We start from the raw sequence: 26,075 nt of genomic DNA on the forward strand, positions 1-26,075 counted from the left end.
CTCTCAATGTACCATACAGCCCCTCTCTATGGTGCATTGAGGCATGCGCTATGGTGCATTGAGAGATACTTTAGGGTATCTCAGGACGGTCCGGAAGCATGGCGTTTCCCCATAGTTTCCATTACAGACCAATCAAGTCTGCTGACAAAACGGCCATCCCCCAGCATGACAAGCAACGGGAGCCTCCTGCTAAAAGCCAATTTCCGTTATAAAATAAAGAGGTACCAAATGTTATCCTTAAAATCAGACCTTTTCCCGAAATTAATCATTATCTTTGCGCTCATGAATGGTATGCAGACAGCAGCCAGGAAACAGGATAAATAACTTCAAAGCATCAGATATGGCATTAGGAAAATGGATCGGCGGTTTTCTGGGATTCATCACGGCAGGCCCCCTGGGGGCACTTGCGGGATTCGCACTGGGAGCACTCTTTGACAGAGGCATGGACCAAGTCAACTCTGAAGATGGCACCAGTTTCCGCCGCATGGGATATGGGGAAGAGACGGGATATGACGAGCAATATTTCCAAAGAAACTATGAAGGCCAGCGCAACTCTTTCATGTTCTCCCTCCTCGTACTTTCTTCTTATATCATCAAGGCCGACGGGAAAGTCATGCACTCTGAAATGGACTTCGTGCGTAACTTCCTGCGTCAGAATTTTGGTGACATGGCTGTCCAGCAAGGACAGGATATCCTAGTTAAACTCTTCAGAAAACAAGACGAAATAGGCCCGTCTGAATTCAAAGGCGTCATCCGGGACTGCTGTATGCAGATCACCAATAATATGCTCTATGAACAGCGGTTGCAGTTGCTCAATTACCTGGCGATGATTGCCCAGGCCGATGGCATTGTCTCACACGAAGAGATAGATGCGCTGGACTTCGTCGCCCTCAACCTCGGTCTGACCACCGCTGACGTCGAGTCCATGCTCAACCTCAGAAGTGGTGAAAGTAATCTTGACGCAGCTTATAAGGTCCTCGGCGTTTCCGCAGAGGCTACGGACGAAGAAATAAAAAATGCGTATCGCAGACTGGCCTTGAAAAACCACCCTGACCGTGTCGCTACCCTCGGTGAAGACGTCAGGAAAGCCGCGGAGAAGAAATTCCAGGAAATCAATGCTGCCAAGGAGGTTGTCTTCAAAGCCCGGGGGATAAAATAGGAACGGATAAAAAAAACGGATTATGGATCATTTACCTGAAGACCCCGCCATACGGGTGTCAAGCATCAATATGCTGCTGAGAGACGAGGAATTTGACTCTCTGGAATCTTTATGCTATTGCTATGATAAAGACCCGGAAGAATTGAAAAACTCCCTTAAAAGGGCGGGGTATACGTACAGTAAGGAGCAGCGCCAGTTCCGCCCGGTCGGCTTTGACCGGCACACGAGTCCGGAGCCTTGATTCCGTCTGCTCCCTCCTGTACAGACGGACGCGGGAGCCATAATGAGAATGGTCTTCTCGCTCAGAGAAGATCCTCGAGACGCTGGACGGCAGCAGACAAATCCCCGGCAAAGTTGGAATGGTCATGCAGAAAATCTGGTTTGCCTGCAGCCAGCCGGGTGTACAGTTCTACGCTCATCGCCTCTGCATAATTACTGATCGTATACTCTATATGGTCCCTTACGGAGTCATTGTCCATCAATTGGTACAAGTTCCATTTCTGATGAAAGAAACTGTAAGCCTCCTCCACACTGTCTTTTGTGATCATATCCATTCTTTTAAATGATTCCTTGATTTCGCTGATCTCCCTTTCCTGCCCTATTCAGGAAAAGATAAGGGAGAAACACTTTAGCCCGGAGACAGGAACGGTTCATCCTCTCCTTTCCTCCATCGCGCAAAGATACAAAAAATTCACAGATCCAAGTCTGTCCCTCTCCACTTTTCACATTCTCATCTGTGAATATCATCAGGACACACAATCCTCCTTCAGTCAGTTTCCACGCAAAGAAGACCATCAAACGCCCTATTAAAAGAGACTTTCAGAAAGAACTTTCCTGTAAAAAAAGAAGAGCGGACGAAAAAATCGAGGAAAACGGAAAAAAAAACAGAAACTTATACGTTAGATTAAATTCTTTTTGTATCTTTGCAACGTGAGCAATCAAGTTTAAATTGTATCTGTCTTCTCTTGTTTAGGTTCGTCCAACACACGACTCACACATCGAAACCGGCAACAATCAACTTTCTTGTTTATAAGTGCAAACTGTCACGAAGACATTCACTGAGAATGGTGGTGCGTTCGATGAGTCAACAACAATAAAAGAAGAACTATCAATAGAAATATGAATTTACAGAATAGGTTATCAGAGTGAGAAACTGATAAAATAGCCTTTATATCCCACGTCGTTATATTCTCTAACGACACCCTATCATCGTAACATTTTTATGTTTAAAGAATCCGTGCAGACTTTCAGAATGTCTGAACTTTGGGTGAATCCCAGGGGTATACCATTTCTGCATGACACGATCAAGAAAGAAGTGTTTGTTTATGGAAGGATGCGGAAAGATGAAGAGGGAAAAAGGGGAAGACGAGGCCTGTTATACGGAATATATAAAAAGAAATATTATTCATTTCATTAAAACAGTTTAATTTAATTCAAAACAAAATGAACATTTTTGTATCACGTCTGAACTTCAAGACAACCGACGAAGGTTTAAAAGATTTATTTGCAAATTATGGTGAAGTAACCTCTGCAAAGATTATCAATGATCGTGAGAGCGGTCGTTCACGTGGCTTTGGCTTCGTTGAGATGTCTGATGACGAAGCTGCCAAGAAGGCCATTGACGAACTCAATGGTAAAGAATTTGACGGCAGAACCATCGTTGTTGCTGAAGCTCGTCCAAGAACTGAGCGTCCTCAGCGTGGTGGTTACAACCACGACAGATATTAATCGACTGCTGGCTCAGCCAGTTGACAGAGTCAACGATTAACGATTCGTAAAGTATTTCTGAGGATTTCATTCCGAAAGAAATAGAGAGTAACATCCGTTTCATCCTGTCGGTCAGACAAGGTGGAAAGCCTTAAAGAGCGAGATATAATACAGAACTTAAAAGTTCTCTATAAAAATATATATCCCTTATTAATTAGAGCGGTAGAAAGATTTTGATCTTTCTACCGCTCTTTGTTCTAGGCCCGAGCAAACAGATATAACCTACGCCGTTTTATGCCCTCTTCTTACAAACGGTTGATTTCCTTCTGTACCTCTTTCTGTACATGTTCTTTATGCTTGTATACATTAAGTTGATAACGGGCTGTAAGTGAGATATAACGGCTGTCATACTTATTCTTGAAGTCAGAGAAATGCCCCCCGGGATTACCGGGAGGCCTCTATTTCATTTATTTCTTCTTCTCAGGATAGAGATACTGATCACCCGTTTCCTTTACATATTCGCGGGCATAATTCTCCGGATAACCGGGCCGCTCTACGGTAGCTCCGATTCCTTCAGGAGTACGGAGGAACCGGCCGTTCTTGTCCGGTTTGATGGTCATATCGTTGAATTTCACGACCAGGTAAGTCCGAAGGGTCTTCCAGGTCTTCATCATCTCCCCGGCTACAGAAATGGTATAATCATTCAGATAAGCCCTGGCCGCCGCCGGATCCGTCTTCAGCAGTTCCGCAGCATGAGCTTCTATGCCACTCTGGGCGGCAAAATAACTCCTTTCCAGGCTGTCTCTGACGGTTTTCAAGGCCGGGAACATCAGACAATAACGAGGATATACCATATTTGACACCATGTTGCATACCCAGTAAGCATTATTGTCAGAATAAGTAACCGCGTCAGCACCAGGTGTATTGAAGCAGACCGGCTGCTTGGTAGAAGAGCAATAGACCGGCACGTATGCGATCATATTCGGGTCATCATTGCCGAACCAGAGCACCCCTCCAATCTCACGGGGCAGCCATGAGCGCATCTGGCTGACAAAAGTAAAGCCCGTCTGTTGCGTGGATGTCGGGCGTTCATTGAAATATTTCTTCCCGTCAACCTTAAAGAACAGAGGAGTCGGACGATAAGGCATTTCCCAGATTCCCCCGCCGATATTTTTGCCTCCGGCAACAGAGAAAGGAGTCCCTTCAAAGTGGTCCCGCATGCAAGCCTCTACATCCTGGACACTCAATTTCCTGTCCGGAACGATCCACAGTGGCATATCCTCAGCATGAGGATCCTTCCCTTCAGCCCAGGGGATCCAACGTTTCATATCCTTGAAATGATTGAAGAAACTCCAGACACGTGCATCACAGATCCGACGGCCCTCAAAATCCGGGAAAGCGTAGGCATCCTTAAAAGAAAAATCCTTATCAGGCCCTTTATACCAGCCCTTCTCACGGGCGAAAGAGATCACATTCTTTGAATGCAGAACCTCCGTTTTCAAATACGCGAATTTCCCGATACGACTCTGGTTAGCATGCCCGGAAATAGCATTGTCCGGGATACGGACAGCACACCAGACCACCTTCTGCTTCTTGTCCCCGCCACAGCCCTGCATCTCGAGGATCCAGGCCTCTTTAGGATCACAAATGGAAAAGGTCTCTCCTTCCGAGCAATAACCATATTTCTCAGCCAGAGAGGTCATCACATGGATCGCCTCACGGGCCGTACGAGAGCGCTGAAGGCCAAGATAGATCAAGGATCCATAATCTATCCCGCCATTCTTGTCGACCATCTCCTCACGGCCCCCATAGGTCGTTTCCCCTATCGTGACCTGGAACTCATTGATGTTACCAATGACATTGTAAGTCTGTCGGGCTTCCGGGATCTCACCGATATACCGGTGCGTATCCCAGTCGACGATCTTTCTCATATCTCCCTTCTTGTGAAGGGCAGCAGGATAGTGGCACAGATTGATGAACATCCCATAGTCATCGGCATTATAGGAACAAATGACTGATCCATCAACACTGGCCCCTTTCGCCACAATAAAATTAGTACAGGCCTCCAACTTCACAGGAGACAGTATCCCAAGGAACAGTACAAATGTTGCAAGACTGATTTTTTTCATACCTATCATTACAATTAATATCTTTTCAATACACGAACTGAGTTGTGTACACTCGTTGATTATTTCTTTGATCCCAGGCGATGAATTTCAACTGATGCCTCTTGCCAGTTCTTCTGACAGGAGTTTCCGTCAAGTCACAGCGCACCCATGGACTCTTAGGGACCTGGTCAAAGGCCACATAATGCCCGTCAACAAAAGCCTTGAAACCCTTGAGTCCACTCTGGGCATCTACCATAGAAATAGTAATCTGATGCCTCATCGACCAAGAGCCCTGTCCCACAGGCCCTACCACAGGAGCCTCTCCGTCATAACCGACTTCATAGGTTGCCCCCAGATCCCGGCAGCGGCCAGTAACCCAGCCATTCTTATAGATTCCTCCCATATAGCGGGCTTTACCCAGATGGCTGACGATATACAATTTCCCAGGGTTCGGGACGGATTTATTCACATAGATGGAAATCTGCCCGAAGTTCAGCAAAGGATAACTCCCTGCTATAAAACGATAACCGTTGGAATAGGCTCCGGGTTGACGGATCATCTGTGGATGAATGGTCACATTGTCTGCGAGCAGATGGTGCTTCAGGATCAGCCGGGCGCCGGAAAATGGATAAATATTAAAACGGTTCCAGTAAAGTACAGGCCCCTTCACTTTCCTTTCCGGGGCTATTGCCATTTTCTTCCCTTCCACCGTAAAGGCATAATGAGAAGCATTACCGGCAAAATCAGACAATACATATTCGAGGTGATAAAGACGCTGCTGGTTGAAGTCAATGACTCCACGGCTCTTCCCGATCTTGAAGATCGGAAGTGTGATCCCCGGCAAGACAAAAGAGCGCAAGTACCATACATTAGAACGAATATAATGCTGATAATCCCCCCAATAGTTGACCTGCAGGTTATCCCGTGGAGGAATATTGTTAGCGTCACTCTGGAAAACCAGTTTGCCATCCACGAACAACTGTGTTTTCCTGACACCATAATTATTATAGGTAGCCTCCATATTATCATTAGCCCATATTGCAAAGCCCACCTTTCCCCAGGCCGTAAAATGATTAGACAGATGGTGGGAAGTCATCGCGAAGACCTGATCTCCCGATCCCCCGTCAAAGGAGCCCTTCCCTGCCATGGGGCAAGCCATAAAACCATGAGCCAGCGGAGGGACATGATCCGTGACATGCTTGCCGATAAAAGACAAAGGATCATGCATATTCCAGGTCCGGGTATCGTGAATTTCGAAATGGAGATGAGGAGCCTCCGAAGCACCCGTATTACCACTCCAGGCGATAAAATCACCCTCTGCGACAGGCAGCTCGTAAGGTTTGAAAGTAAAGACCCCTGTGCTGCGCTGTTCCGCATACTGATGTTTGCGGACCATGGCCTGCAGACGGAACGAGAAGGCTTTCAAATGGCAATAGACACTTGTATAACCCTCCGGATGCTGGATATAGACAGCATTGCCATAGCCACCCACGCCGATGGAGATATGACTCACATAGCCATCCCCGACAGAATGGATGGCCTTGCCTACCACCTCTCCTGTTTTTACATCACAACCACCATGAAAATGATTAGGCCGCGGTTCAGCAAAATTTCCCGCCAGCTCAATCGGATAATGTACTGGAGAGCCATAAGAAACAGCTGCCAGCAAAAGACAAAATAAGAAATTCAATTCCGATAAACAAAATTAAAGCAAATCAGCAAGATCTCTGACAAACCTTCAAACTCATACCAAATCCTTCGACCGAATGAGTAAGAGCACCGATGCTGATCAAGTCGAAGCCCTGTTCGGCATATATCTTTCACTCTAAATGCCTGTTCTTACAGTAAGCACAGAGCACTCCCCTCTCATCTGTTTTTACTTCGATGGCACCTCCCAGCCACTCGGTGAAAGCCATCTCCTCCAGCAACTCACCATATCCGACAACTCTCCCCTCACGCACTTCAACATAAGCCCGGTGAAAAGTTTGTCCCTCTACTGTCACTTCATAAGCCGCATAGCGGTGAATATTCCGTTCCATCTGGCAGCCTACCGTACAGGAGCCAGCCGTCGCCGGTCCGCCGGCGAGACATTCACCGGCGCTTGCAACACAGGGTGAGACTGCGGTCCCCCGCCATTATCCGGTGGCTGCATCTGGGACTGCGAAGGCGGTGACTGCGGTGACTGTGGCGGAGAAGCACTATCTGTCCGTTGTGAACCACCGGGAGAAGCATTCTGAGGCTGGCCCGGAATCCGCTTCACGTGCATACGGACTAATTTGATATGCTGGATAAACATCAATTTCAGAGTGGTCACACTTGCATTCGGATCATCATTGTCAGGCAACAGGAAATACCCCTTGACCGACTTGATCCCCAGGCTGTCCCGGTCATCAATCTCAAGATTATAATGCTGAGTGTTCGTTATATGAATAAGAGAAGACCCAATACTATCATTCTTAAACTGAACGGCAAGCACCACCACACCATCACGCATGCCATCCTCAAAGATAAACTGAGCATCAAAGTCCAGGATAATATGATCACCAGCATGGAAAGAACTGTCTGCCGGTACCGAGAAAGTGGAATAATTAAAAGGTTCATCAGGAGAAAGGACAAGTGCCGGGTCCCCTCTCCATATATTCGCCGTATCCCCCTGTTCTCCCAATCCAAAGGCGTTGACCGACGAACCCTGGGCCTGGGCCTCATTCTGCAGCCGCTCCGTCAGGTCCTCATAGATACCATGGAGGAGTTCGGTGTGACGGGTGTAATAGACCAGGGACGAATCAAACTCAGCTTCCGTAACCTGATATTTCTTAAATACCGCCGCACGATAGACACTCGCATTCATAGCGGGACGATTACTCTGCTCCGCCATTGCCTGGGCAATATGATAATCATAAAGAATATTCTCCATCTTCCCTTTAGACAGATACCTGCCCGGCACAGAAGGTTTGCATCCTGTCAGAAACAACAGGACGGCAAGAACAAACAGATACGGGAAATTATGAATATGACGCAAACTCATAATGAACGGATTACTGTTCCTTTCCCCCTCTTTCATGGCCCTTCCCTGTTCCTTTCGGATCAGTCACAGAGCCCACCTTATCCTTCTTGCCAATAGTAGCCATATCCTTTCTACAAAACAAGAGGAGTCCGATCACCCCCGCAGTAATACAGGAGTCAGCGAAATTGAACACAGGAGAAAAGAAAACAAAGGAATGACCTCCCCAGAACGGGAAACTCTGCGGCCATGTACCCTGGATAATCGGGAAATAAAACATATCCACGACTTTACCCGTCAGGAAACTACCATACCCATGGCCGAAGGGAACAAGGCTGGAAATGGAAAAGGGAGTAGAATCATTGAAGATCAATCCATAGAACATCGAATCAAGGATATTGCCTGCTGCTCCAGCAAGAACCATGGACAAGAAAACGATATAACGAATGCGAGCCCCCCTCTTCAGTTCCTGATGGATGTACCACCCGATAATTCCTACAGCGATGATACGGAACAAAGAGAGAAAATATTTGTTCAAGAACGTCATTCCCCACGCCATACCATAGTTTTCGATAAAAACGATCTTGAACCAGTGTGTAATGTCAATCTGTTCACCCAGGCTCATGTGAGTCTTCACCAAGATCTTTATGATCTGGTCAATCCCCAGAACCGCAATGATGATGAGCACAGAGAGCCATCCCGAACTTATTTTCCGCTTCTTATCCGACTTTTGCAGCATGCTATTTTTACCTGAAAGCAGCAAAGAATTCATTGGAAAATTCTTGTGCCCATTAAAAAGTTTCTAACTATGAAGACACCCTACTCTCATCACTTCCAGAGGGCTGCACCCCTTTCAAAAAGGATGCAGTTCCCTAAAAAAGCAAGAGATTAATGGTTCTTATGTTTTTCCTTCGAGTCAACACTCAACGTAGCATGAGGAACCACCAGCAGGCGAGCCTTTGGAATCAACTTACCCGTAATACGGTCAATGCCATAGGTCTTGTTCTGGATGCGGACCAATGCAGCTTCCAGACCCTTGATAAATTTCTGCTGGCGCTGAGCCATATCTATAATTTCCTCTTTGCTCTGATTGATTGTGCCGTCTTCGAGGGCCTTATAAGTAGGAGAAGTATCAGCAACATCATTGCTATCAGCATTGTCCAGCTGACTCATCATCTCCTTATACTCCTGACGCGCCACAGCAAGTTTCTTATCGATGACTTGCCGGAATTCCTCCAGATCTTGATCTGAATAACGTACTTTTATTTCAGCCATAGCCTCAGAATTTTAAGTTATTTACCGATTATCTTTTTCAACTTTGATATTCAATTTAAAATCATCAAACTCCGTCTCCGTTCCGTCATTGTCAGCAATATTCAACTGATTGGCAAGCACCTGCTTCCTGATCATATCGCCGAACGAGCGGATAGCCTCATCCGTTTCAGGATGAGGGGCAACCGTAGCAATAATACGGTCCGTGATCTCCAGTCCAGTCTCCTTGCGCAGGTTCTGGATACGATTGATAAGTTCACGAGCCATACCCTCCTTCTTCAGTTCAGGAGTCAAGGTGACCTCCAGGGCAACCGTCAGATTGCCTTCATTGGCCACCAGCCATCCCGGTATATCCTCAGAGATAATGTCCACATCTGAAGTGTCCACCGTAACCGTCTGGCCGCTGACCTCAAAAGTCAGTTGCCCTTCCGTCTCCAGCAGAGCAATATCTTTCTGAGACAGCGTATTGATATAGGCAGCAATGGGTTTCATCAACTTCCCGAACTTCTTACCCATCACGCGGAAATTACATTTTGCTTTCTTGACCAGGACGCCCTGCTCACCGATAAACTCGATTTCCTTGACGTTCACCTCGTTCTTAATCAGATCAGAAACAGCGATGATATGCTTTTTCTGTTCATCATTGACCGCAGGAATCATCATCTTCGCCAAAGGCTGACGCACCCGGATATTCACTTTACGGCGCAAGGCCAGCACCATAGAAGTGATCTTCTGAGCGACAGACATACGAGCCTCCAGATCAGTATCGATCATCGTTTCATCCACGACAGGATATTCATCCAGATGCACACTGTCTTTCAAGCCGCCCAGGTCCTTATAGAGACGATCCGAGCAGAACGGAGCAAACGGCGCGAGTATCCTGGCAACGGTCATCAGACAGGCATAAAGGGTCTGATAGGCACTCAGCTTATCCTCACTCATCTCCTTGCCCCAGAAGCGCTTGCGGTTCAGCCGCACATACCAATTGCTCAGGTCATCATTCACGAAAGTATCTATCAACCGGCCTGCACGGGTAGGATCATAATCATCCAGTTCCGTTGCCACCCCCTTCACCAGCGTGTTCAGGCAAGAGAGTATCCAGCGGTCTATCTCCGGGCGCCTGCTGACCTCCAGTTGCTTTGCAGCAGGATCAAAATGATCCACATTGGCATACAGAGCAAAGAAAGAATACGTATTATACAAGGTTCCGAAGAACTTCCGTCTTACCTCTTCAACCCCTTTAGGGTCAAATTTCAGATTGTCCCACGGTTCACTGTTTGTCATCATATAAAAGCGGACGGCATCTGCGCCAAACTGATCGATCATCTCAAACGGATCAGTGACGTTGCCGACATGCTTGCTCATCTTATTCCCCTTGGCATCCAACACAAGTCCTGAACTGATCACATTCTTGAAAGCTACCTGCCCGAAGATCATGGTAGAGATGGCATGCAAGGTAAAGAACCAGCCACGAGTCTGGTCTACGCCCTCATTGATAAAATCTGCCGGATAGAAGGCAGGAGGAACAGGCGTCCCCTGATAAGTGCTATGGATCAGCTGCTGGCGATAGTCTGTCTCAGAAAGTCCCGTAGCCTTCACCCCCTCAGCATTCAGCGGATGCTCGAAAGGATAATGCTGCTGAGCATACGGCATGGAGCCGGAATCAAACCAGACATCTATCAGATCACTCTCCCTGTGCATGGGCTTGCCCGCATCGCTGACCAGGACGATATAGTCAATGTAAGGCCGATGGAGATCAATACGGTCATAATTCTCCTGGGAATAATCACCAGGAACGAACCCCCTGTCCTTCAACGGATTAGATTTCATGAAACCCGCCTTAACCGATTTTTCAATTTCCGTATATAATTCTTCCAGAGAACCTATACACTTCTCGTTCCGGTGCTCATCACGCCAGATCGGCAGCGGGGTGCCCCAGAAACGAGAGCGGGACAAATTCCAGTCATTCAGATTTTCCAGCCAGTTGCCAAAACGTCCTGTACCGGTAGACTCCGGTTGCCAATGGATGGTCTTGTTAAGGGCGACCATCTGCTTTTTCTTTGCCGTATCCTTGATAAACCAACTATCCAGCGGATAATAAAGGATCGGTTTATCTGTCCGCCAGCAATGAGGATAACTATGCACGCACTTTTCTATCTTAAAGGCCGTCCCCTCTTCCTTCATCTCCATACAGAGGATGATGTTCAGGTCCTCAGCTTTCTGAGAAGCCTTGACATCCCATACCCCATTGACCGTATAAACCGGGTTATACGCATTTTTCACCCAGTCCCCCTCATGGTGCCGGTAAGCATCCACATCCACACATTTCTCCACGAAATGGGAATCCAGATCCTTCAGTTCATAATATTTCCCCTGAAGGTCAACCATCGGGCGAGTCTCTTCCTTTTTGTTGACCAGATAGATTCCCGGAACGCCGGCATCCCTGGACACCTTAGCATCATCCGCACCGAAAGTCGGAGCAATATGCACGATGCCCGTACCGTCATCCGTTGTCACATAGTCACCCAGGATGACACGGAAAGCTCTGTCCGACATCTCAACAAAACGGTCCCGTCCGTCTTCCCCGACAAAGACTTTTTCCGGATGCTTTGCCCCATAGTCATTGACAAACTCAGGAGAATAATCCCCCATTTTCTCACATGGCCGGGTCCAAGGCATCAACTGGCGGTAGTGCACGCCTTCGAGGTCCACCCCTTTCATACGGCCGATCACCCTCCAGGGGCAAATCTTCTTCGTCTTATCAAAAGGAGGCAGCGGATCTTTCCCGCCCTTCACCTCCTGGTCAGCTTTCAGATAGGCAGTGATACGATTCTCACCCATGATGAGCGTCATCGGCTCCCCATTATAGAGATTATAAGTCTGGATAGCCACATAGTCGATCTTCGGACCTACGCAAAGAGCCACATTTGAGGGCAGTGTCCATGGCGTTGTCGTCCAGGCGATGAAATATGGTTTCCCCCATCCAGACCATTCCGGTTTCGGATCGGTGATCAGGAACTGTGCCGTCACCGTAGTGTCCTTCACGTCCCGGTAGCACCCCGGCTGGCTCAGTTCGTGCGAGCTCAATCCCGTGCCTGCTGCCGGGCTGTAAGGCTGGATAGTATATCCCTTATAAAGCAAGCCCTTATTATACAGTTGCTTCAACAGCCACCATAGGGTTTCAATGTACTTATTATCATAAGTGATATAAGGATGCTGCAGGTCAATGAAATAGCCCATCTTCTGAGTGAGAGAATCCCATTCTTCCGTAAATTTCATGACATTCTCACGACATTTACGGTTATAGTCCTCTACAGAAATATACTTGTCACTTTTCTGATTGTCGATGTCTTTCTTAGAAATGCCCAGTTCCTTTTCCACTCCGATCTCCACGGGAAGTCCATGGGTATCCCATCCTGCCTTCCGCGGCACCCGGAATCCCCTCATGGTCTTATAGCGGTTGATGGTATCCTTGATGGAACGCGCCAGGACATGGTGTATTCCAGGATGGCCGTTAGCAGAAGGAGGTCCTTCAAAGAAAACAAATTCAGGACACCCTTTTCGTTCATCTATCGAGCGATGGAAGATATTTTCTTTCTTCCACTCAGCTAACACATCTTTATTGATCTCTACAAGATTCAGGCCGTTATGCTCGGCAAATTTCTTAGCCATTATACAAATTCTTGTTTTATAACTTAATTCTTCAGGGTTGCAAAGATAACAAAAAAAAATGTCTTAACAGCAATACTCTTACAATTTTTCTATTTTCACGACATTCTGCTTTAAGTCAAGAATCCACCCTTTACAAACTCTCAGCTTCTTCCAGCCAGATACTGCTGGAGGCATCAGAAGGCATACGCCAGTCTCCACGAGGGCTCAGGCTCACGCTTCCCACTTTCGGTCCGTCCGGAAGGCAACTGCGCTTGAACTGCTGGGCAAAGAATCTGCGGAGGAAGACTTTAAGCCATTTCTTGATCGTCTCTTCATCGTAAGTGCCCCCCAATTCAGCCCCGGAGACAGTTTTACGCTCAGCCGTCTTCTCTTTGCTCCTCTGATCAATAAAGGCTTTCTTGGCCAGCAGGAAGATCTTTCCCGGGCGGAACCCATACCGGAGGAAGTAATACAGGAAGAAATCATGCAGTTCGTATGGACCTACCAGATCTTCCGTCTTCTGCTGGATCTGTCCGTTTTCGTCCGCAGGGATCAGTTCTGGAGAAATCGGAGTATTGATAATATCCAGCAATGCCGTCCTGCTGGTCTCATCAATAGGGCTGTCGGCGATATGTTCCAAAAGAAACTGTATCAAGGTTTTCGGGATACTCGCATTGACACCATACATGCTCATGTGGTCTCCATTATAGGTAGCCCAGCCCAGTGCCAGTTCGCTCAAATCACCCGTTCCGATGACCATACCCTCGAGTTGATTAGCCAGATCCATCAGGATCTGTGTCCTTTCCCGTGCCTGACAGTTTTCATAAGTAATGTCATGGATATTCGCATCATGTCCAATGTCCTGAAAATGCTGGGTCACAGCCTTGCTGATATTAATTTCACGGACAGAGACCCCCAGGCTCTTCATGAGGATGACCGCATTATGATGAGTACGATCCGTCGTACCGAACCCCGGCATGGTCACCCCTATAATTCCCTTACGGTCCAATCCGAGTTTATCGAAAGTTTTCACGCACACCAGAAGGGCCAGAGTGGAATCCAGTCCCCCACTGATGCCGACGATGACCGTCTTCACGTGAGTATGGACGATTCTCTTTGCAAGACCCAGCACCTGTATATTGATAATCTCTTCGCAAGAAGCATTTCTGTCTTTTTCCTTTGGAATAAAAGGATGCGGGTCCACGGTACGGTCCAGCACGAAATCCCGTTCCATATCAGGAGAAGCCGTAACAATATGATGAATAGACAAACCTGATTCCTGCATGGCATATTTCACATTACGCTGCGCATTCACATAAGTAGAATTACACCGTCGTTCCGTCTGGAGTTTTTCGATGTCAATCTGAGCAATCTCAAGTTGGCTGTTAAGGGAAAACCGTTCGGATTCAGCGAGCAAGTGGCCGTTTTCATAAATTATGGCATTTCCGCCATACACGACATCCTGTGTACTTTCACCAAAGCCGCAGGAGCTATAGATATAACCCGTCATGGTACGTGCACTCTGGTTAGAGAGAAGGCTCTTGAGATAAGCATGCTTACCACTCAGTTCATCGCTGGCGGAAAGGTTGAAGATCAGTTGGGCACCAGCCAGGGCAAGTCCATTGCTCGGTGGAGTAGGAGCCCATACATCCTCACAGATTTCAACGCCAAACGTAGCCCCTTTGGAAGTAGTAAATAACTGCAAGTCAGGAGTAATCAGTATTTTGTGTCCTGCAAAACGGATTTCCGTTGCCTTCACATCCTGTGCAGAAGCGAACCACCTTTTCTCATAGAACTCACTGTACTCAGGGAGATAGGTTTTAGGAACCAGTCCCAGGAGTTTGCCTTTCTGAATGACGGCTGCACAATTCAGCAGCAAGTCACCCACCACCACAGGAAGTCCCACAATAGCGATAATATCCAGTTGCCGGGTGACATTCAGCAACATCATCAGAGAATTCTCCGAAGCATCCAGGAGCAGTTGCTGGTGAAAGAGATCCTGGCAAGAATATCCCGTAATGGAAAGTTCCGGAAAGACGATGATCTCCACCCCCATTCCTTCAGCCTGAACGATGATACTTTCTATCTGCTGGGTGTTAAATCGCACATCGCCTACCTTTACAGAAGGGACAGCGCTTGCTACTTTGATGAAACCGTATTCCATAACCTTTAATTTTTTATTGACGCGAGAATATTGTTATTAGTTTAAGACCGCACATTTCCTGTCAGATGATGCCACTTTTCATATTGTCACCCCAGATGCCGGCCTTATTATTAGTTTCGATCCCGGCATCCCGGAAAGAGATACCAATATATTTATATTTAGTCAAATTAATAATGTAATCTCTGTTCTGCTCCTCAGTGTATGGTCACCTGAGTGGCGCCATATCCATATTCCTGAAAAGAAGCATCCTGATATGTACAATGCTTATACCGATAGTTGATCTCATGGATCAAGGCATGGCGGAGGACCCCCTCACCCTTACCATGAATGAAGACGATTTTCAGTCCTTTTCTGTTCATATTCTCATCCATTATTTTCCGGAAATAATCCAGTTGGTAATGGAGAATATCCACTGCTTCCATTCCGTCCGTCGTTTCCAGCAAAGCCGAAGAATGAAGATCCACGACCAGCGGATCATCCTTTTTCCTTGCACACTTATCCACAGCAGCTGTCACAGGCACCTGTGTCTGCGTCTCCTTATGGTAGAGTTCAGCCTTCAACTTTTTGGAATCCAGATGCAAGGGGTGGCTGATAACATCATTCTCGATGACCGGATAGAGCAATGCCTTCTGGTCAAAGAAATCATTTTCAGCGAATGACCCCTGTTTACAGAATTTCACGGCATCGATATGAAACTGAGCCTCCACCGGAGATTTCCACAAAAAAGGCTTGTCCTTCTTATAAGCAATGATCTGCAAAGCGATATGTCCCAACTGGCCGATCTCCATCAGGGAGTCCTTCTCGATGAAGAGTTTAGTATTCGGCTCCACCTCAGCCTGTTGCCTGAGCGTCCAGGCGTTCCCTTCAGCGTGAAGGTAAGCATAGCCGATGGTATAATTACTATCATTGACCAGATAGGTTTCAAACTGTGTGTCCGGCAGAGCCAGGACATCTCCCGGTAAAAAAGCCAGATAGACCGACAGCCGGTCACCTCCCTTCCTTTCCTCTGCAGGCTTGCGGAAAGTAACTTTTTGATCCGCAGGATCATTCTCCTGCTCTTCCTCCGCCTGCTCATCATCATCCGCATCGAGCATAGCCTTGATACTTTTCCGGTCATTTTTCAGTTCCGTCCGGGCATGGGCTTCCGCCTTTTCCTTGGCATCCATTTTTTCAGAAATCATTTTCCCCATACTGTAGTCATCAGTAGAGACGACCACTACATCATTAACGGGAGTGGGGATCTGAAATCCATCCTCATCCTCGACCAGTACGATGCCATTGCCCTGGAAGCCAGCCACCTTACCGCCGCCTGTCTCCGACAGGAACCTTACCTTGTCACCTATTTTCATATTATCTATCTATCTTTCTTACTTACTTACATTAATGATCACAAAATCCAAATTACTGCCGGACGGTCCATATCCATAGACCGACCCATCCCTAAGGAATCAGCAGGCAGGCATCACCATAGCTCAGGAACTTAAAGTCATGAGTCAAGGCATACCGGTATACTTTCTTCCAGTCACCATGCAGGAAAGCACTGACCAAAAGCAGCAACGTGCTCTCAGGCTGATGAAAATTGGTAACCAGCAATTTGACAAACTTATACGTATATCCCGGTGCGATGAAGAGAGCCGTACTTGAATGAAGGGCGTCCAGGCCATTCCGGTCCAGGTAAGCCAGGATATTCCTGACCGCCTGTTCCGGGGTGATGCCCTCTGCCAGGCCCCCATCCCTGCCGTTATCGTACGGGTCCCACTGATTCACGTGCAGGTCCTCCTCACTGGCATCAGGATGAGTCTGCAGATAAGCCCCCATATAATAGAGGCTCTCCAGCGTGCGGACAGAAGTGGTGCCGACAGCTATGCACCCGCAATGATGCTCCAGAAGACGTTCGAAGGTATGGCGGTGGACAACGATATATTCAGAATGCATCTCATGGCCTTCGATCTCCTCTGTTTTTACCGGTTTAAAAGTACCAGCCCCCACATGCAAGGTCACCTCATCACGGACAATGCCTTTGAGATCAATATCTTTCAGGACCTGATCCGTAAAATGAAGACCGGCAGTAGGTGCCGCCACACTCCCGTTAATTTTAGAATAGACCGTCTGATAGTCAATCTTGTCACTCTCCTCCGTAGAACGATTCAGATAAGGCGGGATAGGAAGTTCACCCACCTGTTCAAGAATATCAGCGAAGTTCACCTGATCAGCATCCCAGTCAAAATTGATCCAATAATTTGTTCCTCCCGTATGATCAGTCATTTTTTTCTGTTCCGCATTCAGTTCATCTCCCCTGAGCATGGTAGCCTTCAAAGAAAACTGATGTCCTTTGATTTCAAAATCCCGCACAAGAGAACCCTCTTTCCACTTCTTCATATTCCCCACCATACACAGCCAGGAGCAATGCCCGGTGGTCTGGAACATCCGTTCATAATCAGAAGGAACGGCAGGTTCCATGAGAAAGATCTCTATCAGCGCACCCGTCTCCTTACGAAAGTGCATACGCGCCTGGATAACCCTTGTATTATTGAAGACCATCAAGGCACCTTCAGGAAGATACCTGGTTATATGATAGAAAATATCCTCGCTCACCACCCCATGCTGGTAAAGGAGGAGTTTGGCATGATCCCGCTGGGGATTAGGATGTTCAGCTATTTTGTCATCAGGTAAGTCATAATTGAAATCAGCAATTCTAATGTGTTTAGTATCCATAAATTTATCTTTTAATAATTGGGTATAATCCCTCTGAAGAGAGCATATACCAATGTGAAAGCCAGTACGGTCATCACCACGTCTACATCACTGTAGTCGTAACCAGTTTTCGTGTATTGGGATGAAATATAATTCAGTTTTGGAGAAATCTTGTAGTACATTTTATGATAAAACAAATAGACCAGGAATCCTGTCAATGCACCGAAAGCCCAACCGGCGAGCACATCACTGGGATAATGCACACCCAGGTAGATTCTTGTCCATCCATTGAGCAAAGACCAGAAGACCAATGTAAAACTCAGCAGGCGGCTACGGACCAGGAGGCAGAAGAACACCGCCAGACCCATCGTATTGGCGGCATGAGCAGAGAAGAAACTGAACCCCTCGCCCCTATAGCCATGTACTACATCGACAGAATATTTCCATAGCGGATCATCAGACGGACGGCATCGCGCCACGAGAGGCTTGATGATGCCATTGTCTATACCATCGGTCAGCAACACACATAAAGCCACACATCCTACCACCAGCATGATCTGTGCCATTGTCTCATTGTTTTTCAACACAAGATAGAAAAGCACGATATACAAAGGAATCCATGTGAGCCCTGATGTGAGAGCCAAGACTAAACCATCCGCGAATTGCGATTGACTCCCATTGAAAAAATTGAATATAATTCTGTCTAATTCTAAGAATTCCAATTTATTTTTCTATTATGATCTTCAAGATTTCCGATCAGTGATTATCTTCTACTCCCATTATCTGCTGTCAGCCGACAGTGAACTAAATCCCTTCTATCTGGTTGGTCCGCAACCATCCCTCACGACCATCGGCAAGTTTAATGCCTCTCCATCGCTCCATGGTCGAATCCGTAATGTCCACCCGGGTCCCCTCATGGATGACAAAAGCCTCCCCACTATTCTTCGCCGGAGTTTTCTTCACGGAAATAGAAGGAGAGGTAACGATCGCTCCCGTACGGTGCAGAAGATCCGATTTCTGTTGAAAGGCAAAGAGGTTACATAGCAGGAAAACGACTACAGACACACACGCGCCATAGAATCCCACTTTCCGCAGTGCCAGACTTTTTCCGAAAAGATAGGCCAGGATAAGGATTAAAGCCAACAGCAGTGTGCCTATAGCGATATGTGCCCAGCGGTCCACACTGGTAAAACTCACCAGGTCCTTATACCAGGAGACGAAGAACACCTCGTTCTGAGGAATAATCTTATCAATAGTCTTACTCCGTGCAAAATCGAGATTAAACCGAATATCCTTGTCTCCCGGTTGAATCAGATGGGCCCTTTCATAAGCCAGAACAGCCTGGGGAATATTATCACTGCGATAATAAGCATTCCCCAGATTATAATACAAAGCCGCGCTGACCCCCTTTTTCAGGAGTTGCTGATAGTCCTTGATTGCCTGCTGGTAATTACCTTTCGTATATTCAGCATCCGCATCAGCTTTTGTAAGTGCCAAGACATTCTGGCCAAAGGCCAGCAAAAGCAAACAGAGGAAAAGGAATCGTAATTTCTTCATAATTTATCTGTTTACGGAATTTCTATTACCTTTTTTCATCACATCCTCTATATTCATGATCGCGGTCATTGCACTATCGAACGTCCGCTCCATATTCCCCTGCGGATCTCCCGGTGCATAACGTTCAAATTCACATTCATCCAAGGCTCCGACGAATTTTCTGATGGTTTCCTCATCCACCTGACAAGCGGCCAGATTATCCTGGATATTCTCACGGGTGAGCTGCTCCACAGGCATATTCAGTTTGTCACTGATATATCCCCATAAAGCCCTGAGCACTTCATCATAAAACTCAGCCTGCCGGCCTTTGATCATCAGCAGGCTGGCTCGTCTCAGTCTTCTCTTTGCGACCTTATTAGCTTTTTTACCCCTCATCTTCACCCTGTCAGCCATCTCAGCCGCGCGCTTTCTGAAGATGATCAACAATGCCGCAAAAGCAGCTATAAGCAAGAACAGGATCATCATATACCCTGTGCTTCCAAAGAAGAAATGATTAACCTGATGGAAGCTGCAACGGCCCAATTTGATCGGATGAATATCCTGGTCTTTCATATCCGAGAAATCAGTAACCCCAGACTCATTCCCGTCACCTTTTCCTACATTCAGCACAAACGGCTGGGTATGAATCGTTTTATAAGCATTGGCAGTCACGTCATAATAGGTCATCTTGACTGACGGAATAGTATATCTGCCCTGGTTACGGGGAACGGCTAGAAAGTCATACACCATATTTCCTTCCACCCCATTAGCCGTCAGTTTGGTTTTATCCGTCACCTTGGCATCGTAGGTGTCAAAACCTTTGGGGAAATTGACGACCGGCTGCTTCAGCAGTTTCAAGTTGCCCACTCCACCGATGACGACACGCAGGGTGATCGGCTCCCCCGCCTTAACTTCCTTCTTGTTGAGTTGGGCGGTAATATTAAACTTGCCCACCCCTCCGGAAAAGCCGGAAGGACTAGGTGGCAGTGGATCCACATGAATAGTCATCCCCGGGGCAATGATGCTCTTCTTCACATCCACATAATCGGATCCCCCATTAAAGAATGCTTCAAAAGGATCAACATTTCTATTTTCCTCTTCTACTATCCCTTTGAACATGATACTGGGTATTTTCAGATTACCCGTCATCTGAGGATACATGACATATTCACTCCACGTGACACAGCGATAAGGTCTGCCATTGATCTTCTCTATATGGAAAGTTTTCTGTTGCGGGAGTTGTACCTCCTGAGTATGAAATCCATTCAGATCCGGCATTTTCCCTTCCAGTTGGGTCAAGTTCACCGTCGTATAGACCTTATAAGTAAGGAGAACCGGTTCCTGTTCATGTACCCTTCGCTTACTTGCCGTCACCCTGATAAAGAGTTCATTACCCGTTATACGAGAACCTGCAGCACGCATACGAGGCGCACTCGCCGGACTGCCCTGCATATTCGGAGCCCCGCCATTAGCCTGGGCATGCCCGGATACATGGATATGGGCAGCCCCGGAAGCGATGCGCCTTCCATCTACCACAGCATGGGCTCCTGGAATAGTATAATGTCCTCCCCGTTCAGCGTAAAGGGTATAAGTATAAGTGATGGATGACGAGCTGCTTGTATGGCCGTTCACCATCGTAAAACTGGACTGAGAAGAAGAATACGGTCCAGCAACTACTTCGAGTCCTTCAGGAACATTACCACCACGGAACTCTGACACATCCTGAGTATTCACCGTATAAGCTATACGGAAGTTTTCCCCCACAGCTACATGTGAAGGAGCAGAGACAGACATTCTCTGTGCCCATAGCGGCATATAACCCACAACGAGGAACAGGCTTAGAAACAGATATGTATAGAAACGTTTCATATAATAATTATCCTTGAATTTCATCCGTTGAGACAGAAGAAGAGGTTCCCTTCCGTCTTCCGGACGACCTGTTATTTACCAGTCCTTATCCAATTGCTTTCTCCGAGGCTGTACCATGTCTTTCTGGAGCTTAGCCTTCGTAGCCTGCTCCTGCTGGACAGCCGCATTCAGAAGTTGCTCGGCATTCTGTTTGCTCATCTGAGGCTGATTGGGATTCTGTTGATTCTTGTTTTGATTTTTGTTCTGATTCTGTTTGTTCTGATTCTTCTGATTTTGCTTATTCTTATTGTTTTTATTCTTGTTCTTGTTCTTATTCTTGTTTTTGTTTTGATTCTTATTCTTTGGCTGATTCTTCAATAATTTCTGGCAGAGCGCAAGATTATAACGAGTCTGATCATCAGACGGATTATTTCTCAGAGCCTCTTCGTAGAACGGTATCGCCTGTCCATACTGCCGGTGGCTTTCGAAGATCACCCCCGAATTATGATAGCTCCATGATTTCCGGATCTTTCCCTTTTCCATCTGTCCAGACTTCATAAACTGTTGCACAGCGAGAGAGTCCTTATGCTGCATCATCAAGGCACACCCCAGATTATAGGCAGCCTGAGAATTATCTGCATTGGCTGCTATTGCTTTCCTGTACAGCGTTTCCGCAGCCGTCCATTTACGAGCATGATAAAGTTTGTTACCCTCACGGATAAAAGTTCTGTCCGCCTGAGGTTTCATATCAGGAACAGCCATCACCAGACAGAAGCCTGCCAGCAGCAGGACTGCACCCAGAATGATATATTTAGCATACGGTCTCATCATTTCTTCCTAAAGATTTTTACCTTTTTGAACAACGGATTTTTAGCTTCCGAGATACACACCTCAAGGATGAGAAGGATAAGGACGATCCATCCCACGACCTGGAATTGCTCATTATAAGCACTGTATATGACAGATTCCGAATCCCCATGCTGCAACTTCGAGAGGGCCGCATTGAGCTGATCCTCGACATTGGTTGTATTATCCACATGGATATAGGTACCATCACCAGCCTGGGCTATCTGCTGAGCGGTCTGCTCATTGAAGGCAGTCATCACCGTATTTCCACTCCGATCCTTCAAGTAAGAACCATTCCCCATAGGTATGGGAGCCCCCTTGCCAGTTCCTACGCCGAGCACAAACACATTAATCCCTGCCTTATGAGCAGCCTTGGCTGCAGCCTCGGCTCCACCTTCATGATCCTCAGCATCCGTGATCACGATAATAGCCTTACCCGACTGGTCATCCTCCTGCGAAAAACTATGCATGGCCAGATTGATAGCCTGTGCAATATCAGTTCCCTGAGTCTGGATCAATCCAGGTTCAATATCATTGAGAAACATCTTAGCCGAAACATAATCAGAGGTAATCGGTAACTGGACGTATGCTTCACCGGCAAAAACGATCAGTCCGATCTTATCATTATTAAACTTATCCACCAAGTTTTCGACCAGCATCTTGCTCCGCTCCAGACGGGACGGTTCCACATCCTGTGCCAGCATGGAATTGGATATATCCAGACAGATAATTGCCTGTATCCCTTTACGTTTTTCGTTGGACACCTTAGTGCCCATCTGAGGACGGGCAAGCATGACCACTACCAAAGCCAAGGCAGCTATCAAGAGCCAGAACTTCACGCCAGGGCGATACTTGGATACATCCGGCATCAAACCTTTCAGAAGGTCTTTGTCACCGAACTTCCGTAATTTACTGCGACGCTGATGCCACCCGACCAGACGGATAACAATCAGAACCGGGACAGCAATTAAAGCCCACAGATATATAGGATCCTCAAATCTAAACATTTCTGAATATTTCTAACATTTCTAACCATCTGATCAGGGTATGCGGCGGAACCACGTAATCCTGAGGAGAATTTCCAGGAGCAAGAAGCAGAGCGCAGCAAGAGCAAAGGGCTGGTAAGCATCATAACGTTTTGCGAAATGCTGCACATTCATCTTCGATTTTTCAAGTTGGTCTATATCATGATAAATTTTCCTCAATTGAGACGTATTCGTGGCACGATAGAAATTACCGCCTGTCGCACTTGCAATCGAGCGGAGAGTCTGCACATCCACTTCAGCCGGAAGGTTTACATACTGTGTCGTTCCCGCAATCTGCACCGGGTAAGGAGCCACCGTGTTCGTACCTACACCGATGGTATACACCCGGATACCCAGTCTCTTCGCGATCTGGGCGGCTGTCATGGGAGAGATGTCCCCCATATTATTAGAACCATCCGTCAGCAGAATCACCACTTTACTTTTTGCTTTTGAGTTCTGAAGACGAGAGATAGCACTTGCCAGTCCCATTCCCAGGGCCGTACCATCGTCGATCAGCCCTCTGGCAGCAATATCCGTACGTACATTATGGAGAAGGGCCAGCAGGCTGGCATGATCAGTAGTCATCGGGCACTGTGTGAAAGCCTCACCGGCAAAGATCGTCAACCCTATATTATCATTTGGACGACTGGCTATGAATTCTTCAGCTACCTCCTTGGCAGCCTCAATACGATTCGGCTTCAGGTCCTCTGCCAACATACTTGTAGAAACGTCCATACACATCATGATGTCTATCCCTTCTACGGTCTTATGATTCCAGGCATTATGTGTCTGAGGGCGAGCCAGGATGATCACTATCAACGCAAAAGTAATGCACCGGAGCAGCATAGGCAAGTGCATCAGCCTCATGCGCAAACTTTTAGGAGCATACTCGTAAGCACGGGTATCGCTCATTTTCATCGTAGGTTCACTCTTTTTCCTGTACAGAAAATACCATAGTATATAAGGTATCAGTAACAGGAGCAGCAGAAAATATCCTTTGTTTGCAAATTCCATATCTACTAAATTAGCTTCACCACCTGTACGATCACATAAACGAGAAGAATTATAGTGACCAGTCCCGTCACGGTGAGCGCAATCTTTATATTACGACGGGTATCACGAGTTTTCTGATCAGAAGCACTTAATGTCGGGGCCACCTTCTCCTCTGCCGGCACTTCATTCGTCTTCGTCTCATCTATAAACTTGATAGCGTTGACCAGATTCCTATCATTTTCATTAATAAAAGTTTCATATTTCGCAAATTTCACCAGGTCCGCTGTCTGAAAGAGCTCCGTCAGTTCACTGATCATCTCCTGATCTCCGGCCTGACGCAAACGTTCTATGATGTCCGAACTGGTCATCTCTTTCGCACGAAAGCCGAACCGGTTCTGAATATATTCCCTCAATGCATCCGTAAGCTGTGTATAATAAGCTTTCTCACCCTCCATATTCTCCACATGCTCATGCTTGATCTTCTGTATTTTACTCAGAGCCTTCTCGTGTGCCGGAACCCGTTTGATTATCCTGAAGTGGACCATAATCGGTTTGTTCTCCTTTAACCGCACATAGCAATAGAAGAAGAAGGCACAAAGCAGAAGCATCAGCATACTGCCCCAGAACACAGGACTCCAGTCCCTCCATTCAAAGATATTGCTCTGGACGTCTTTAGGAGGATAGAACTTATCAGGGTGCAAAGTATCCACAGGAACTGTCAGTACCTTCAGCGCCAGTTGGTTACCATGGTAATTTTTTCCATCCACTTTCACGTTCAAGGCAGGAATAGGATAAAGTTTCTGGTGAAAGGATGTCAGCGTATAAGTACGTTCTATTTGTACCCTCCCATTATCTAGGGACGTCGTATCACCGTCATTCCACGAAAGGACTTCCACCCCCGGAGTGATCATTTGAGATCTTTTGAATGCCGGCATATAAGCTTTCTGCCCCTTTCTCAAAGCCACCGTCAGATGTAAATTCGCCTGTTGGCCGATCAAGATCTGCATGGAGTCTATTTTCTGCTCCACCTGAACCTGTGACCAGACGGGCGATGCACACAGAACCGTGACGATTCCTATAACTATTTTTCTGATGAACTGATTCATTCTACAACATCTACTTGTTAAATCATCCGTCATGAACGTTGTTTGAAAAGGAGAAGCAACGACTTGGAAAAATCCTCATCTGTAGCAATACTCGTCCAGTCAACACGACTCTTTGCAAAGATCCCTTTCAGCCAATCTTCGCGTTCCAGCCAATAGCGGGTATGAGCCCGGCGGAGTTTTGCGGAGCCGGTGTCAATATACATCTCATGCCCCGTCTCTGCATCCTTCACTTTCATCATCCCCACATCCGGCAGACGTTTGGCACGCGGGTCATACACCTGTATAGCCACGACATCATGCTTATGGTTGGCGATTTTCAGAGCATGTCCCAAGGCACTCTCTTCCTGTCCTTCTACCCGGACGGTACGGTCACGGTCATAAAAATCACTGATCAGGAAAGCCGTACACCTTCTTCGCTGGACACGGGTAAGGTATTCCACGGCCTGGGCCACATCCGTTTTTTCACTCTGGGGATGGAAATCCAGCAATTCCCGGATAATCAGAAGGATATGCTTCCTTCCCTTTTTAGGCGGAATATACTTTTCAATGCGGTCACTGAAGAAGATCACCCCTATCTTGTCATTGTTCTGAATGGCGCTGAAAGCGAGTGTGGCTGCGATCTCCGTCTCCATATCACGCTTGGTCTGCCGGACTGTTCCGAAGTCAAGAGAACCGCTGACATCGACGAGCAGCATAACGGTCAGTTCCCGCTCCTCTTCGAAAACTTTAATGTAAGGCCGATGGAAACGAGCCGTCACGTTCCAGTCGATATCACGGACATCATCCCCGAACTGATATTCCCTTACCTCTGAGAAGGACATTCCCCTCCCCTTAAAGGCTGAATGATATTGCCCTGCAAAGATATTCTGACTCAGTCCGCGGGTCTTTATTTCTATCTTCCTTACTTTCTTTAAGATCTCTTGCGTATCCATATCTGATTAACCAAACAAATCTATCAGCAACGG

The 26,075-nt window shown here is 47.0% G+C and carries 22 protein-coding genes and 1 pseudogene; 4 read left to right on the plus strand and 19 right to left on the minus strand.

The genetic code is table 11. The annotated features are described in order from the left end of the window. Positions 1–6: 6 nt before the first annotated feature. The 3 genes from ACYRYG_RS04500 to ACYRYG_RS04510 are packed head-to-tail and all read left to right on the plus strand — an operon-like array spanning position 7 to position 1,400. The gene (locus ACYRYG_RS04500; RefSeq protein WP_293428281.1) at positions 7–324 is read left to right on the plus strand and encodes a hypothetical protein; all 318 of its coding nucleotides are present in this window, start codon (positions 7–9) and stop codon (positions 322–324) included. A 16-nt stretch (positions 325–340) separates the two neighbouring features. After that, positions 341–1,159, plus strand: a complete 819-nt coding sequence (locus ACYRYG_RS04505; RefSeq protein ID WP_293415943.1) for a DnaJ domain-containing protein — start codon at positions 341–343, stop codon at positions 1,157–1,159. Between the two features lie 22 nt (positions 1,160–1,181). Continuing rightward, positions 1,182–1,400 carry a DUF4250 domain-containing protein gene (locus tag ACYRYG_RS04510; RefSeq protein ID WP_293428283.1) on the plus strand — a complete coding sequence of 73 codons (219 nt, stop codon included), beginning with the start codon at positions 1,182–1,184 and terminating at the stop codon, positions 1,398–1,400. A 61-nt stretch (positions 1,401–1,461) separates the two neighbouring features. On the opposite strand, the gene ACYRYG_RS04515 is transcribed toward ACYRYG_RS04510, so the two are convergent. Both ACYRYG_RS04515 and ACYRYG_RS04520 read right to left on the minus strand, forming a co-directional pair. After that, positions 1,462–1,707 (minus strand): hypothetical protein, encoded by a 246-nt coding sequence (locus ACYRYG_RS04515; protein ID WP_293415967.1) that lies wholly within the window; start codon positions 1,705–1,707, stop codon positions 1,462–1,464. Positions 1,708–1,717: 10 nt separating this feature from the next. After that, the gene (locus tag ACYRYG_RS04520) at positions 1,718–1,954 is read right to left on the minus strand and encodes a hypothetical protein (protein WP_293423367.1); all 237 of its coding nucleotides are present in this window, start codon (positions 1,952–1,954) and stop codon (positions 1,718–1,720) included. Positions 1,955–2,602: 648 nt separating this feature from the next. Between ACYRYG_RS04520 and ACYRYG_RS04525 the strand changes: the two genes are divergently transcribed. Beyond that, on the plus strand, positions 2,603–2,887 hold the full coding sequence (locus ACYRYG_RS04525) for an RNA recognition motif domain-containing protein (protein ID WP_293415939.1): 285 nt from the start codon (positions 2,603–2,605) through the stop codon (positions 2,885–2,887). A 446-nt stretch (positions 2,888–3,333) separates the two neighbouring features. Here ACYRYG_RS04525 and ACYRYG_RS04530 read toward each other — a convergent pair whose 3' ends face one another. The 17 genes and pseudogenes from ACYRYG_RS04530 to ACYRYG_RS04610 all read right to left on the minus strand — a co-directional run bounded on the left by ACYRYG_RS04530 (position 3,334) and on the right by ACYRYG_RS04610 (position 26,042). Further along, entirely contained in the window at positions 3,334–4,995 is a 1,662-nt protein-coding gene (locus ACYRYG_RS04530; RefSeq protein WP_293415937.1) for a C69 family dipeptidase, read from the minus strand. Positions 4,996–5,020: 25 nt separating this feature from the next. Further along, complete coding sequence (locus tag ACYRYG_RS04535) at positions 5,021–6,664, minus strand: M23 family metallopeptidase (protein ID WP_293415935.1); 1,644 nt, start codon at positions 6,662–6,664, stop codon at positions 5,021–5,023. 130 nt (positions 6,665–6,794) lie between these two features. Continuing rightward, entirely contained in the window at positions 6,795–7,013 is a 219-nt protein-coding gene (locus tag ACYRYG_RS04540) for a hypothetical protein (protein ID WP_293415933.1), read from the minus strand. An 8-nt stretch (positions 7,014–7,021) separates the two neighbouring features. Further along, positions 7,022–8,035 carry a DUF4296 domain-containing protein gene (locus tag ACYRYG_RS04545; RefSeq protein ID WP_293415931.1) on the minus strand — a complete coding sequence of 338 codons (1,014 nt, stop codon included), beginning with the start codon at positions 8,033–8,035 and terminating at the stop codon, positions 7,022–7,024. After that, on the minus strand, positions 8,010–8,714 hold the full coding sequence (locus ACYRYG_RS04550) for a lipoprotein signal peptidase (RefSeq protein ID WP_460197766.1): 705 nt from the start codon (positions 8,712–8,714) through the stop codon (positions 8,010–8,012). The genes ACYRYG_RS04545 and ACYRYG_RS04550 overlap by 26 nt, the downstream gene beginning before the upstream one ends. A 149-nt stretch (positions 8,715–8,863) precedes the next feature. Continuing rightward, the gene (locus ACYRYG_RS04555; RefSeq protein ID WP_293415927.1) at positions 8,864–9,250 is read right to left on the minus strand and encodes a TraR/DksA family transcriptional regulator; all 387 of its coding nucleotides are present in this window, start codon (positions 9,248–9,250) and stop codon (positions 8,864–8,866) included. 21 nt (positions 9,251–9,271) lie between these two features. Next, complete coding sequence (ileS, locus tag ACYRYG_RS04560) at positions 9,272–12,919, minus strand: isoleucine--tRNA ligase (RefSeq protein WP_460197767.1); 3,648 nt, start codon at positions 12,917–12,919, stop codon at positions 9,272–9,274. Positions 12,920–13,049: 130 nt separating this feature from the next. Next, positions 13,050–15,062, minus strand: coding sequence for an NAD(+) synthase (locus ACYRYG_RS04565; RefSeq protein WP_293415923.1), 2,013 nt, complete (start codon positions 15,060–15,062; stop codon positions 13,050–13,052). 194 nt (positions 15,063–15,256) lie between these two features. After that, entirely contained in the window at positions 15,257–16,411 is a 1,155-nt protein-coding gene (locus ACYRYG_RS04570) for a DUF2027 domain-containing protein (protein WP_293429833.1), read from the minus strand. Positions 16,412–16,502: 91 nt separating this feature from the next. Next, entirely contained in the window at positions 16,503–17,777 is a 1,275-nt protein-coding gene (locus ACYRYG_RS04575) for an S-adenosylmethionine:tRNA ribosyltransferase-isomerase (protein ID WP_293415919.1), read from the minus strand. A gap of 11 nt (positions 17,778–17,788) precedes the next feature. After that, positions 17,789–18,322, minus strand: coding sequence for a phosphatase PAP2 family protein (locus tag ACYRYG_RS04580; RefSeq protein ID WP_460197768.1), 534 nt, complete (start codon positions 18,320–18,322; stop codon positions 17,789–17,791). Positions 18,323–18,560: 238 nt separating this feature from the next. After that, a pseudogene (locus tag ACYRYG_RS04585) lies at positions 18,561–21,161 on the minus strand (BatD family protein). Positions 21,162–21,236: 75 nt separating this feature from the next. Then, positions 21,237–21,971 carry a tetratricopeptide repeat protein gene (locus tag ACYRYG_RS04590; RefSeq protein ID WP_460197769.1) on the minus strand — a complete coding sequence of 245 codons (735 nt, stop codon included), beginning with the start codon at positions 21,969–21,971 and terminating at the stop codon, positions 21,237–21,239. Continuing rightward, the gene (locus ACYRYG_RS04595) at positions 21,968–22,993 is read right to left on the minus strand and encodes a vWA domain-containing protein (protein ID WP_293415915.1); all 1,026 of its coding nucleotides are present in this window, start codon (positions 22,991–22,993) and stop codon (positions 21,968–21,970) included. The genes ACYRYG_RS04590 and ACYRYG_RS04595 overlap by 4 nt, the downstream gene beginning before the upstream one ends. Before the next feature lie 33 nt (positions 22,994–23,026). Beyond that, on the minus strand, positions 23,027–24,025 hold the full coding sequence (locus ACYRYG_RS04600) for a vWA domain-containing protein (protein ID WP_293415913.1): 999 nt from the start codon (positions 24,023–24,025) through the stop codon (positions 23,027–23,029). Positions 24,026–24,030: 5 nt separating this feature from the next. After that, positions 24,031–25,110 carry a BatD family protein gene (locus ACYRYG_RS04605; protein ID WP_293415911.1) on the minus strand — a complete coding sequence of 360 codons (1,080 nt, stop codon included), beginning with the start codon at positions 25,108–25,110 and terminating at the stop codon, positions 24,031–24,033. 29 nt (positions 25,111–25,139) lie between these two features. Then, positions 25,140–26,042, minus strand: a complete 903-nt coding sequence (locus tag ACYRYG_RS04610; protein ID WP_293415909.1) for a DUF58 domain-containing protein — start codon at positions 26,040–26,042, stop codon at positions 25,140–25,142. Positions 26,043–26,075: the final 33 nt, after the last annotated feature.

The sequence above is a fragment of the Segatella asaccharophila genome (assembly GCF_054687055.1).

Coding starts and splice junctions, on each gene's coding strand:
- ACYRYG_RS04500 (WP_293428281.1), top strand. CDS start 7: ATGTACCATACAGCCCCTCTCTATGGTGCATTGAGGCATGCGCTATGG.
- ACYRYG_RS04505 (WP_293415943.1), top strand. CDS start 341: ATGGCATTAGGAAAATGGATCGGCGGTTTTCTGGGATTCATCACGGCA.
- ACYRYG_RS04510 (WP_293428283.1), top strand. CDS start 1,182: ATGGATCATTTACCTGAAGACCCCGCCATACGGGTGTCAAGCATCAAT.
- ACYRYG_RS04515 (WP_293415967.1), bottom strand. CDS start 1,707: ATGATCACAAAAGACAGTGTGGAGGAGGCTTACAGTTTCTTTCATCAG.
- ACYRYG_RS04520 (WP_293423367.1), bottom strand. CDS start 1,954: ATGGTCTTCTTTGCGTGGAAACTGACTGAAGGAGGATTGTGTGTCCTG.
- ACYRYG_RS04525 (WP_293415939.1), top strand. CDS start 2,603: ATGAACATTTTTGTATCACGTCTGAACTTCAAGACAACCGACGAAGGT.
- ACYRYG_RS04530 (WP_293415937.1), bottom strand. CDS start 4,995: ATGAAAAAAATCAGTCTTGCAACATTTGTACTGTTCCTTGGGATACTG.
- ACYRYG_RS04540 (WP_293415933.1), bottom strand. CDS start 7,013: ATGGAACGGAATATTCACCGCTATGCGGCTTATGAAGTGACAGTAGAG.
- ACYRYG_RS04545 (WP_293415931.1), bottom strand. CDS start 8,035: ATGAAAGAGGGGGAAAGGAACAGTAATCCGTTCATTATGAGTTTGCGT.
- ACYRYG_RS04550 (WP_460197766.1), bottom strand. CDS start 8,714: ATGCTGCAAAAGTCGGATAAGAAGCGGAAAATAAGTTCGGGATGGCTC.
- ACYRYG_RS04555 (WP_293415927.1), bottom strand. CDS start 9,250: ATGGCTGAAATAAAAGTACGTTATTCAGATCAAGATCTGGAGGAATTC.
- ileS (WP_460197767.1), bottom strand. CDS start 12,919: ATGGCTAAGAAATTTGCCGAGCATAACGGCCTGAATCTTGTAGAGATC.
- ACYRYG_RS04565 (WP_293415923.1), bottom strand. CDS start 15,062: ATGGAATACGGTTTCATCAAAGTAGCAAGCGCTGTCCCTTCTGTAAAG.
- ACYRYG_RS04570 (WP_293429833.1), bottom strand. CDS start 16,411: ATGAAAATAGGTGACAAGGTAAGGTTCCTGTCGGAGACAGGCGGCGGT.
- ACYRYG_RS04575 (WP_293415919.1), bottom strand. CDS start 17,777: ATGGATACTAAACACATTAGAATTGCTGATTTCAATTATGACTTACCT.
- ACYRYG_RS04580 (WP_460197768.1), bottom strand. CDS start 18,322: ATGGCACAGATCATGCTGGTGGTAGGATGTGTGGCTTTATGTGTGTTG.
- ACYRYG_RS04590 (WP_460197769.1), bottom strand. CDS start 21,971: ATGATGAGACCGTATGCTAAATATATCATTCTGGGTGCAGTCCTGCTG.
- ACYRYG_RS04595 (WP_293415915.1), bottom strand. CDS start 22,993: ATGTTTAGATTTGAGGATCCTATATATCTGTGGGCTTTAATTGCTGTC.
- ACYRYG_RS04600 (WP_293415913.1), bottom strand. CDS start 24,025: ATGGAATTTGCAAACAAAGGATATTTTCTGCTGCTCCTGTTACTGATA.
- ACYRYG_RS04605 (WP_293415911.1), bottom strand. CDS start 25,110: ATGAATCAGTTCATCAGAAAAATAGTTATAGGAATCGTCACGGTTCTG.
- ACYRYG_RS04610 (WP_293415909.1), bottom strand. CDS start 26,042: ATGGATACGCAAGAGATCTTAAAGAAAGTAAGGAAGATAGAAATAAAG.